This window comes from Methanoregula sp., from assembly GCF_002835825.1.
Classification (GTDB): domain Archaea; phylum Halobacteriota; class Methanomicrobia; order Methanomicrobiales; family Methanospirillaceae; genus Methanoregula.
Map to the genome: position 1 here is coordinate 1 of NZ_PIZH01000026.1, position 11,554 is coordinate 11,554.

General features: G+C 53.7%; 14 protein-coding genes. All 14 read left to right on the top strand.

Annotated elements, in window-relative coordinates:
- Positions 1–768 (top strand): SIS domain-containing protein (locus CW742_RS01890; protein WP_292415827.1); only part of this gene is annotated, 768 nt, incomplete at its 5' end.
- Positions 765–1,364 (top strand): acyltransferase, encoded by a 600-nt coding sequence (locus tag CW742_RS01895; RefSeq protein ID WP_292415828.1) that lies wholly within the window; start codon positions 765–767, stop codon positions 1,362–1,364. The genes CW742_RS01890 and CW742_RS01895, both read left to right, overlap by 4 nt.
- Positions 1,365–1,411: 47 nt before the next feature.
- Positions 1,412–2,545 carry a glycosyltransferase gene (locus CW742_RS01900; protein WP_292415830.1) on the top strand — a complete coding sequence of 378 codons (1,134 nt, stop codon included), beginning with the start codon at positions 1,412–1,414 and terminating at the stop codon, positions 2,543–2,545.
- A gap of 63 nt (positions 2,546–2,608) precedes the next feature.
- The gene (locus CW742_RS01905; RefSeq protein WP_292415832.1) at positions 2,609–5,203 is read left to right on the top strand and encodes an oligosaccharyl transferase, archaeosortase A system-associated; all 2,595 of its coding nucleotides are present in this window, start codon (positions 2,609–2,611) and stop codon (positions 5,201–5,203) included.
- Positions 5,204–5,294: 91 nt separating this feature from the next.
- Positions 5,295–5,588, top strand: a complete 294-nt coding sequence (locus tag CW742_RS01910; protein WP_292415834.1) for a DUF2098 domain-containing protein — start codon at positions 5,295–5,297, stop codon at positions 5,586–5,588.
- A gap of 256 nt (positions 5,589–5,844) precedes the next feature.
- On the top strand, positions 5,845–7,080 hold the full coding sequence (locus CW742_RS01915) for a translation initiation factor IF-2 subunit gamma (RefSeq protein ID WP_292415836.1): 1,236 nt from the start codon (positions 5,845–5,847) through the stop codon (positions 7,078–7,080).
- Between the two features lie 26 nt (positions 7,081–7,106).
- Positions 7,107–7,460 carry a PIN domain-containing protein gene (locus CW742_RS01920; protein ID WP_394339452.1) on the top strand — a complete coding sequence of 118 codons (354 nt, stop codon included), beginning with the start codon at positions 7,107–7,109 and terminating at the stop codon, positions 7,458–7,460.
- 8 nt (positions 7,461–7,468) lie between these two features.
- Positions 7,469–8,110 carry a DNA-directed RNA polymerase gene (locus tag CW742_RS01925; RefSeq protein WP_292415838.1) on the top strand — a complete coding sequence of 214 codons (642 nt, stop codon included), beginning with the start codon at positions 7,469–7,471 and terminating at the stop codon, positions 8,108–8,110.
- A complete protein-coding gene (gene spt4, locus CW742_RS01930) occupies positions 8,094–8,300 on the top strand; it encodes a transcription elongation factor subunit Spt4 (RefSeq protein WP_292415840.1) in 207 nt (68 codons plus the stop codon). The genes CW742_RS01925 and spt4 overlap by 17 nt, the downstream gene beginning before the upstream one ends.
- Positions 8,300–8,791 carry a GTP-dependent dephospho-CoA kinase family protein gene (locus tag CW742_RS01935; protein WP_292415842.1) on the top strand — a complete coding sequence of 164 codons (492 nt, stop codon included), beginning with the start codon at positions 8,300–8,302 and terminating at the stop codon, positions 8,789–8,791. The genes spt4 and CW742_RS01935 overlap by 1 nt, the downstream gene beginning before the upstream one ends.
- 99 nt (positions 8,792–8,890) lie before the next feature.
- Entirely contained in the window at positions 8,891–9,187 is a 297-nt protein-coding gene (locus CW742_RS01940; RefSeq protein ID WP_292415844.1) for a 30S ribosomal protein S24e, read from the top strand.
- A 2-nt stretch (positions 9,188–9,189) separates the two neighbouring features.
- Positions 9,190–9,372 (top strand): 30S ribosomal protein S27ae, encoded by a 183-nt coding sequence (locus tag CW742_RS01945; protein WP_292415846.1) that lies wholly within the window; start codon positions 9,190–9,192, stop codon positions 9,370–9,372.
- Positions 9,373–9,381: 9 nt separating this feature from the next.
- Positions 9,382–10,962 (top strand): bifunctional N(6)-L-threonylcarbamoyladenine synthase/serine/threonine protein kinase, encoded by a 1,581-nt coding sequence (locus tag CW742_RS01950; RefSeq protein ID WP_292415848.1) that lies wholly within the window; start codon positions 9,382–9,384, stop codon positions 10,960–10,962.
- Positions 10,959–11,528: an XTP/dITP diphosphatase gene (locus tag CW742_RS01955; RefSeq protein ID WP_292415851.1), complete on the top strand. Its 570-nt coding sequence runs from the start codon at positions 10,959–10,961 to the stop codon at positions 11,526–11,528. Before CW742_RS01950 ends, CW742_RS01955 begins: the two co-directional genes overlap by 4 nt.
- The last annotated feature ends 26 nt before the right edge of the window (positions 11,529–11,554 follow it).

The window sequence follows — 11,554 nt, forward strand, 5'->3', positions numbered from 1 at the left end:
CTCGTCATTGGGTGCACCCACTCAGGTGAGACAGCGGAGACACTGATGGCACTCACGCGCGCAAAAGCGCACACCTGCCCAACCCTTGCGATCACCAATGTGCTCGGAAGCACGGTGACACGACTTGCGGATACAATACTCTACATGCGTGCCGGGCCGGAAATCAGCGTTGCTGCAACAAAGTCGTTCATTGCCCAGCTGGCAGTATTGATGCAAATTGTTAACAGGTTCTGCGGGAACAATAATGCCGAAACACTCCTCGATGCGCATAAGGCAATTGAAGAAGTCCTCCTTATGGACCTCTCGGAAACGGTGGGATTGTGCGAGAATGCCCAGAGCATTTTTTATGTTGGCAGGGGCGCTTTTTATCCGGTCTCCCTAGAGGGCGCCCTGAAGATGAAAGAGATCTCCTACATTCATGCAGAGGGGTACGCTGCAGGGGAACTCAAGCACGGGCCCTTTGCCCTCTTATCAGAAAAGACCCCGGTCATTGCGATCTGTATGCCAGGAGAGACATACGATGTAATGATCTCGAACATCAAGGAGATGAAAGCGCGGGGATCACCGGTTATCGCGATCGGGAGAGACGGGGATACTGACCTCCCGGAGATTTGTGATTTATTTATTCCCCTTCCGGGGGCAACCCTCCTTACTCAAATCCTGACTGCAACCGTAGTACTCCAGCTGATTGCCTATCATACTGCAGAAAAACTGGGCCGGGACATTGACCGCCCACGAAACCTGGCGAAGAGCGTGACTGTTGAATGATCGAATACGGAATAAATGTTGTAGGAGAACATGCCCTTATCTTTGAGCCTGTCACCCTGGGTTTTCCCTCCCGGGATAACATGACAAAGAAGGATTTTACAGGAACAACAATTGGAAAGAATGCTGTCATACGGTCAGGAACAATTCTGTATAGTGATGTTGTGATCGGGGAGGATTTCCAAACGGGTCATAATGTCATGATCCGGGAGAAGACCACTATTGGTGACCGGGTTGCCGTTGGTACTGGCACAGTGATTGAAGGAAATACGGTCATTGGGAGTGATGTCAGTATCCAGAGCATGGTCTACATTCCCACAGATACCCGGATCGGAGATCATGTGTTCATCGGTCCGAACGCGGTTCTGACAAATGATCGCTATCCGCCAACACGGATCGGAGGCCTCAGGGGCCCGGTGATAAAAAATGGCGCTGCCATTGGAGCCAATACAACCATTCTTCCGGGAGTCTGTATCGGTGAAGGAGCGCTTGTTGCAGCCGGATCCATTGTTACCCGGGATGTCCCTGATCATATGCTTGCCATCGGCTCACCCGCGAGAATACGGCATCTCCCGCCGGCTGTTACTGATAACGCGTAAAACCACGTGGTTTATTCTGAATCAAGAACAATACATCCACCTGTTTGATGAAGATCCTCCTTGTTTCCACCCAGGATTATATCCATCACCCGGTGCCGTCACGGCACCATTACCTGTTCGAGGAGCTTGCACAGCGGCATGAAGTACATGTGGCGCATTTCCATGTCAGCAGGGATGCCCCCCGCCCCACCCGCCTGGTTGTAGAAGAGGCTTCGTTATTTCCCCTGAAAAATCCCCTGCTGCATTATACCCTCAACGCTCCATATCACTATTTCATCTTCAATAAAATCATCCGAGATGGTAAATACAACGCTGTTGTTGCAGCCAATGTTCTTGCCGGATCTGCTGTAATAAGGGCTGCAAAAAACCATCATGTGCCGGTCATCTTCGACCTGAAAGACTGGTTCCCGGACTCTGCTGCAGCCTATTTTAAAGGCAGGACCCTTCAGGAAATCATCCGTAAAACTGTGTGGGTCGTTACACGTGACAACCTCTCCCGCAGCAATGCTATCACTACAGTCTCCCCCTCCCTTGTCGAAAAACTGGCAGGTTTTGGCTTCTCCGCACATCTCATTACAAACGGTGTTGATACAGATATTTTCAAGCCATGCGATGGGAATCCTGCACGGCAGGAACTCGGGATCGATCCTGAAGACTTTGTCATCGGTTTTTCGGGAAGCGTTGAGCGATGGTATGCCATCGATGCTATTATCCGGGCACTTCCGGCACTCATAGAGTACCGGAAGAAAACAAAACTCCTTATTGTGGGGGGATCCCTCTTCACCGATTACCAGCAGGAACTTGCCCAGCTGGCATCACACCTTGGCATCTCTGATCATGTGATCTTCACCGGGACCAAACCCTATCACGAACTCCCGCGGTACATTGCCACCATGGATGCCTGTACAATCCCCCTCCTCCCTGCCCAGTGGGGGGATATCGCGCTTCCCAACAAGTTCTTTGAATATTCCGCCTGCGGAAAGCCGATTGTCATGAGACCCATGCAGGATGTCGAGAAGATCGGCGGCCCTCATATCAGTGTTTACCGGACCCAGGATGAGTTTATTACCCTCATCAAAGATCTGATGGATCGCCCTGCCACATTCACCCTGAATTTTGAGAACCATAGCTGGAAAGAAAAATCCCGCCAGTTCGAAGAGATCCTGAAAACGATTACCTGACGCATTCAACCAAATTTATTAATTGTCCCACCCGAAACCAAGTACGGAAGATAGGCTGATTCCATGATATCCCTCGATCTTAAAAACCGTCTGACCTGGACTATTATAGTTCTTGTGGCATTTTTTTCCCTCTTCGCCCTCTGGCTCCGCCTGCTTCCCATGCTGAACATGGGAAACGCAGATATCCTCTCCCTCGTGGCCAGCGATGATCCGCTCTATAACCTCCGCCAGGTGGAGTTCCTTCTCGCAAATAATCTCCAGTACGGGTGGTTTGAACCGATGACCCAGTACCCGTTCGGCACATCGATTTACTGGGGTCCGCTCTTCCCGCTCACCGTGGCCATCGGGTGCCTGCTGACCGGTGCAACCACCCGCCCCGAGGTCATCCACATCCTTCTCATCGTTCCTCCGCTCATGGGTGCAGCAACCGTTGCCGTCATGTATTACGTCGGTAAGGTGTGCGATACCTGGAAAACAGGGCTCCTTGCATCCGGGTTTACCGCCATTGTCGCCGGGCAGTTTTTTTACCGGTCCATGTACGGGTATGCCGATCACCATATTGCTGAAGTCCTTTTCTCCGTGATATTCTGCCTGTTTTACATGTATTCTGTGCTTTTAGAGAAAGATACAAAGATTGATATCCGGAATATCCATTCCTTAAAAAGTTCGATTTTCATAGCAGCTCTTGCCGGTGTTGCCTACCTGCTTGGCCTGTTTGTGATGCCAACAATGATCCTCTTTGCGATGATTGTCGGGTTTTTTACCGTTGTTCAGTTCATCGTCGATTCGATCCGCCAGAGAACAAGCGAATATCTGGTAATTATCAATATCGTCATCTTCAGCATTGCAATCATCGGCCTTCTCCTCTTTGGTCTAAAGAGTCAGGGGCTTGATTTGTCGACCTATTCACTCGGCCATATTCTGGCATACCTTGCCCTCATCGGGGGTTCGGTCTATCTTTACATAATCCAGCGATGCCTGAAATCACGCCCATGGTATTTTTTTGTCTCTGCGGTTGTCGCTTCTGCAGCTCTCGTATCCCTCATCCTGTTCTTTGCCAGCCCGCAACTCTATTCACTCTTTATATCTGCATTGTATGCCTTCTTCGGTCAGGCCGCAGTAACAGAAACTGTGCAGGAAGCCCGTGGCTGGAGTGTCGATGGGGCGTGGCTGACGTTCAGTTACGGACTCCTCCTCATGGCCGGCGGGATCCTCGTCATGCTCTACAACAATTTCCGCCATGAACGTCCAGAACAGGTTTTTGCTATCGTCTGGACAATCGTCATGCTGTTCTCCACATGGCAGCACATCCGGTATGAATACTACCTTGCAGTCAACGTTGCCCTGATGTCAGGTGTCTGTGCAGGATTTGTTTTCGAGAAGAGCTGGCCTGAAATCAGGAGACTCATCTCAGGCGCTGTGCTACCCGATTCCTCGGACCAGAAACTCGCTAGAGCGGATAGTGAGAAAACAGGCAAGCAGAAAAAGCAGAAAAAGACAGGAAAAACTCCTTCCGCCAGCTCCGGCACGCACTTCCTTCCCCTTGCTGCTTCAGTCCTTGTAGTTGTCATCGCGCTCCTCTTCATTTACTCATCGGTTTCGATTAGTTACACCAATGGATTAAGCCGTGGGACAGACATGAATCCAGACTGGAAGGAGTCCGCGGAATGGCTGGTGAACAATACTCCTGATACCGGAGTGGGGTATCTTACTGCATACGACAGGGATACCTTCAGCTATCCCGATGAATCCTACGGTATCATGTCATGGTGGGATTACGGGCACATCATCACAACCGTTGGCAAGAGAATCCCCAATGCCAATCCCTTCCAGCAGGGAGTGGAAGGAGATACAGGTTCTGCAGCGTATTTCATGTCCCAGTCGGAAGACAACGCGAACAGAATCGCTGACTATCTTGGGACCCGCTACATTATCACTGACATAGAGATGGCCCAAGGAAAATTCTGGGCAATGGCTACCTGGTATAATGCAACAGCCGCTGCAGGTCCGTATTACGATATGGTATTTGCACCCGGCCAGAGCGGCGGGTACAACTCGGTGCTCCTCAATAAGCAGCCCTATTATCTCTCCACGGTTTCCCGTCTCCACAATTTCGATGGATCGATGGCTGCTCCTTCGGATAAGGTCTATTACATCGTGTGGGCGGATTCCAGCATTACCGGGCAGAGTATCCCGGTTGTCACTGAAGGCGCCCTAATGGATCCCGCATCCGCAGCGCAGAAGGCCGAACAGTACAACAACAATCCTATGCCAGGATATCATGCTTCCGTGTACAGTTCAGATCTCCTCGCCCCCATAGATTCGGTGCCTGCATTACGCCATTATCGCCTTGTCCACGAATCCCCCACTGATGTGGCACCTTCGGAGGCAATTGACCTGAAATATGTAAAAGTTTTTGAGTATGTCAAAGGTGCCCATATCAAGGGGGAAGGGATCATCGAGATCCCACTCGTCACCAATAAAGGCAGAAACTTCACCTACCGGCAGGAGAGCATGAACGGGGAGTTCATTGTTCCGTATTCAACAACCGGTAATCCCTATGATGTGAAGGCCACAGGAAAATACAAGATAACCGGGTCCGGGCAGGAATTTGATGTTCCGGAATCCGCTGTCATGCAGGGACTGACAATACAATAATTCTATCCTCATATTTACACTCCACATCGCTGTTCCGGGTTCCCGGACATGCGGTAAAAAACCTTATAATCCACAATACCCATTTTCTCGTATGCTTGCAGAAGAGATGGCACTGGGGATGCGGGTACGGTACCCGCGAACCGGCACCGCTGGCAAGGTCCTCCGTATCGAAGAGATCCGGGGTGTGACCTTTGCCGAGCTGGATTCCACGAACCTCTTGTACCGCGTCGATAACCTGATACCGGCAACAGCCACGAACAAGTCGGACCCCGCGATCCAGGAAGATGCGAAGAATATCATTGCCCGCGAGCGTGAATACGCGGCAGGCAGCGAATTCCAGGATGCACTCAAAAACATCGACCAGAGTTGTGAGGGCGGGGGATAGTTCCATTCGCCGCCTTTTCTGGTTAGCATTAAAAGTGATACGTATTGGTGTTCCGAATCATTCGGGAAATCCATTTTTCTGCCGGGGTTTTTTCAGGCTTTTTGTAAAGAGAATCAGGGTGCCATTATTAGAATCCGTATAAATCAAGAGAACACGCGATACATATCCTCATAAAAGGCACCAAATACAAGCCTTTACTCCACTGGTTACGTATAAGTAGGTTTGGCCTATATACAATAAGGAGGTTCGATTTCATTTGCACGATGTGACAGTTCCCAGTGTGAATATCGGGGTTGTCGGTCATGTTGACCATGGTAAGACAACGCTCGTCAATGCGCTCACCGGGACGTGGACAGATCGCCACAGCGAAGAGGTGAAGCGGGGCATCTCTATCCGATTGGGGTACGCAGATGCTACATTCTACCGCTGTGAGCGGTGCGAAGGCACCGATGCTTTCTCCACCCGTTCTGAATGCCCGGTCTGTGGAGGCACGGGGACTCCCTTCCGTTCCATCTCGTTCGTCGATGCACCGGGTCACGAGACCCTCATGGCAACCATGCTCTCGGGTTCAGCGCTGATGGACGGGGCAATGCTTGTCATTGCGGCGAGCGAGAAGTGCCCGCAGCCCCAGACCAAGGAGCACCTGATGGCTCTGGAACTGGTAGGGATCAAGAAGATCGTCATCGTCCAGAGCAAGATCGATGTCGTAAGCCAGAAAGAGGCCGTGGATAATTACAACGAAATCAAAAAATTCGTGAAGGGAACTATTGCAGAAGAGGCTCCCATCATCCCGGTCTCGTCACAGAAAGGGATCAACATGGGAGCCCTCGTGCAGGCGCTTGATGAGGTAATTCCGGTTCCGGAACGCGATCCTGATGCCGAACCGGTGATGCTGATTGCCCGTTCATTCGATGTGAACAAGCCCGGATGCAACTGGAAGGACGTGAAAGGCGGTGTTGTCGGGGGGTCTCTTATCCGGGGCATCCTCCGCGCCGATGAAAAAATCGAGATCCGTCCAGGAAGGCAGACTCAGGTCGAGAACAGGATCAAATGGATCCCCATCACGACGACAGTCACGTCAATCAATGCCGGATCGAAGATCGTTGAGACCGCAACCCCCGGCGGACTGCTCGGCGTGGGTACGAGGCTTGACCCGGCACTGACAAAAAGCGATACGCTTGCCGGGCAGGTGCTTGGGCATGAGGGGAAACTCCCCCCGGTCTGGGACAAGATCCGGTGCAGGGTAACCCTCATGGAGCGGGTTGTCGGTGCAACGAACGAGCTTGTCATTGAGCCGCTGAAGCATTCCGAACCGTTGATGCTGTCTGTTGGGACCGCAGTCACGGTCGGCGTTGTTACGAGCACCAAGAAAGACAGTGTCGAGATACAGCTGAAACGACCCGTTTGTGCCGAGGTCGGCTCACGGATCGCTATCAGCCGGCAGGTGGGAGCACGCTGGCGCCTGATCGGGATGGGCGTTCTGGGAGAGTAACGGTTCTCCTTGACGCCAATGCACTGATGATGCCAGCCCAGTTCCAGATCGATCTCTTCGATGAGATCAGGAACCTTCTTGGGGGGTTCGAACCCATCGTACTCGCATCCGTGATGCATGAACTGAACGGGCTGGCACGGGCACAAGGCCGCAACGGGGCTGCCGCACGCATGGGACTCATGCTCGGGGAGCGGTGCACGATCGCGGAGACAGCTGCCCGGCAACCGGAGCCGGTTGATGAGCAGATCATTGATTATGCTGTCCGGAATAACAGTATCGTAGTCACGAACGACCGGGGATTGAGAGAAGCACTGCTTGCACGCGGGATTGGTGTCATATCTATGAGAAAACAGAAGAAACTGGAATTATTGCGGAGATGAGGTGAAGGATGTATCACAAACTGATGCTTGAAGACAAGGTCCGGGTCCCACCCCAGAGACTGGGCGAGAATCTCGAAAAAGTGATCCTTGATGTCCTCCAGGAGCAGCTTGAAGGGAGTATTGACAAGGAGATCGGGATCTTTATCTGCGTTACGAAAGTGACGGATGTCGGGGAAGGAGAACTCGTTCCCGGTGACGGCGGTGTCTACTACGATGTCAAGTTCGAGGCACTGGTGCTCCGGCTTGCCCTCCAGGAAGTGATTGAAGGGGTTGTGGTTGAGACCACCAGCTTTGGTGCGTTCGTCAGCCTTGGCCCGATCGACGCCATGCTGCACGTAAGCCAGATCTCCGATGAATACATCAACTACGACGAGAAGAACGCCCGGCTGATCTGCCAGGAGTCCAAGCGCTTCATCGGTGTCGGCGATGTTGTCCGCGTCCGCGTCGTGACATTATCCTTAAACGAGCGCGAGCCCCGCGACAGCAAGATCGGGCTGACAATGCGCCAGGCAGGCCTTGGCACAGCCCTCTGGCTGGAAGAGGAGATAGAGAAAGAAAAGGAAAAGTCCGGGCAGTCTTCCGGCTCCGGGAAGGAGAAGCCAGCCGAGAAGGCAAAGGGCAAGAGGAAGGAGCATGCCGCCGGCGAATAAGAAGAAGCAGGGAAAAGTCTGTCGTGACTGCCACCGGGTTGTCGATGGCGAGAGCTGCGTTATCTGCGGCACCTCCAACTTAAGCGATGACTGGTCCGGATACCTGGTCATTATCGACCCGGAAAATTCCGAAGTGGCAAAACGTATGAATATCAAGCTCCCCGGCCGGTACGCGCTGAAGGTCCGCTGATGCTCACCCTCCAAGAAGAGCACCGCAAGCTCTTCAAGGACCCCTTTGGCGAACTGTATCCCGAGATAACGGATATCCTTCCCCAACTCTCCCAAAAAACTGTTTTTACTGTCGGGGACGTGGTAACCCACAACCTGCGTAAGGCAGGAATAATCCCTGCAGTCGGAATTATTGACGGGTACACGATGCGCTCTCCCTGTAACCGGGCGCCTGCGATATCCGGTGAATCCCTGCGCGTGAAAAATCCTGCAGGCACACTCACCGATGAACTGATTGCGGCAATAGAGCACGCAGTAAACCACCCCCCACTCACCATCATTGTTGATGGCGAGGAAGACCTTGCAGTGATTCCCATGGTTATTGCCGCACCGCTCGGATCCATTGTTCTCTACGGACAGCCCGGGGAAGGTGTCGTCCTCCGCACGGTTACCCCCGGTGCAAAGGATACGGCACAGGGGTTTCTTGAACGGTTTATCCGTTCAGGGGAATAATCCTGCAGCCGTGCGTTCCTTTGGGCAGCTTCGCTTTTTCAGGGGACTGACGAAGGTCATGTTTTAAATAACCCGGTTTCCAATAATTACAGGATATCGATGGACTTTGAGATCACCAGCGATAAAAGGAATGAACTTTTATCCAGAAGAGAGGTTCAGTTTACCCTCAAATACGACGGGGCCACCCCCTCCCGTATGCAGATTGTCGGGAAACTCTGCGCCCTGCTCAATGTAAAAGAGCACCAGGTCACCCTTGACACGCTGCACAGCAGCTTTGGCAAGACAGAACTCACCGGCTCCGCCCGGGTATACGAGAGCGAGGAAAGCCGGAACAAAACCGAGCGCCCGCACCTTGCAGCGCGCGGCATGCCCAAGCCCAAGGAAGAGGCGGCATAACCATGGCAGCAAAGAAGGCGGCAGTCTCGAAGGCCCCCAAGAGAGGCGCATACTTCAAGGTCGATGGTGCAAAGGTCACCACCGAAAAGAAATACTGCCCGCGCTGCGGACCCGGTGTCATGATGGCGGACCATAAGGACCGGACCACCTGCGGCAAGTGCGGATACACAGAATTCAGAAAGTAAGCATCATCAATGCCTGTTTTTGGGCAGATACTGGGGATAGAGGGCACGGCCTGGAACCTCAGTGCCGCTCTTTTTGATTGCGATCTCGTTTCACTTGTTTCACGGCCATACTGTCCTGTTCAGGGGGGCATCCACCCGCGTGAGGCTGCGCAGCACCATGCCTCTGCGATGAAAGAACTGATCGGCACGGTCCTTACGGAGCCGGAGAAGATTGAAGGGATTGCATTCTCACAGGGGCCGGGGCTTGGCCCCTGCCTCAGGACGGTTGCCACCGCTGCCCGTTCGCTCGCCCTTGCCCTTGATGTCCCGCTCGTGGGGGTGAACCACTGTGTCGCCCATGTCGAAATCGGATGCTTTGCCACCGGTTGCAGAGATCCCATTGTTCTCTATGCCAGCGGCGCGAACACCCAGGTCATCGGGTACCTGAACGGGAGATACCGGATATTCGGGGAAACACTGGATGTCGGGATTGGCAACGCCCTTGATAAATTTGCCCGGGCAAAGAACTTCCCGCACCCGGGCGGCCCGCATATCGAAACGCAGGCAAAGGAGGGTAAGTACATCGACCTCCCCTACACCGTGAAGGGGATGGACCTTGCATTCTCCGGCCTTGTCTCGGCTGCAAAGGACCATAAGGCTCCCCTGCCGGATGTCTGCTACAGCCTGCAGGAGACTGCGTTTGCGATGTGCGTGGAAGTAACAGAACGTGCGCTGTCCCTCACCGGAAAGAGCGAGGTACTCCTCGTCGGGGGTGTCGGTGCGAACCGAAGGTTGCAGGAGATGCTCCGGGTCATGTGCGAGGAGCGCGGTGCCGAATTTTTCGTTCCCGAACAAAAATATCTCGGTGACAATGGCGCAATGATCGCCTACACGGGAAAACTGATGCTGGAGAGCGGAGTGTCATGCCCGGTTGAATCATCCCGGATCAATCCTTCATTCCGCTCGGACGAGGTTGAAGTAACCTGGAAGAGGGAGGTCCCGGGAAGAGATCTCCCCGGCAGGGCTCCGGGTGCCCAGCAACGCGGTGCAGAAGCGGTCATCACCTTCCGTGAGGGAAAAGCAGAGAAGCACCGGGTCTCCAAACGGTACCGTGTGGCGGCGCTGGACAAGCGCCTGATAACGGAGCGGACCCGGGCCGAGGCACGGCTCATCCATGCGGCACGCAAAGGGGGCGTGCCAACACCGATAATTTCCGATATCACCCCCGACACGATCATGATGGAACAGGTGCGGGGAACCCTGCTGACAGAAGACCTTTCAGAGGAAAACCTGCAGGAGGCCGGCCGCGTCATCGGCCTGCTCCACCGTGCAGAGATCATGCATGGCGACCTCACTACCAGCAACCTGATCCTGCGTGAGAGCGACGGGAAATGCGTGCTGATCGATTTCGGCCTTGCGCAGGCAACAAGCGAGATCGAGCAGCGGGGCGTGGATATCCACGTCCTCTTTCAGACGCTCGAGAGCACCGCCCCTGAACGCGCAGAATCGCTGAAGGCCGCGTTCATCACAGGATACAGCGGGACGTTTGAAGGCGCTGGCGAGGTCATCGCCCGCGAGCACGAGATTGAATTGCGGGGGAGATATCTCTGAAGATCACGGTCGTAACCGGGAATGCACACAAAGCCGCAGAGGTTGCAGCATTCTTCCGTGGCACTGCGGAGATCACTCACATCTCCCTCGATTTGCCTGAGCATCGCTCCGATGACGTGGGTGAGATCGCCCAAGGCAAGGCCGGGTATGCTTACGAACAGCTGAAGACCCCGCTCATCGTGGATGACACGGGTTTCTTCATCGACGCGCTGAACGGTTTTCCCGGCCCGTATGCAGCCTACGTACTGAACACGATCGGAAACAGCGGCATCCTGAAGCTGATGAAGGGGCGGGAAGACCGCAACGCCCGGTTTGTCACGGCCATTGCGTTTGCTGACGAGAACGGCGTCCGTGTATTCAAAGGCACCATTGAGGGCAGGGTTACACAAACCCCGCGGGGGGAGGAGGGGTTCGGCTACGATCCTATCTTCGAGACAGGAGAGAAGACCCTTGCAGAGATCCCCCTCGAAGAGAAGAGCAGGATCTCCCACCGGGCACGGGCACTCGCAGCATTCCATGACTGGTTTGTAGAGGAATACCGGGTGCCCCGAAACGCAAACGGTTAATAGGTCTTACAGCTTTGTTATAAGGG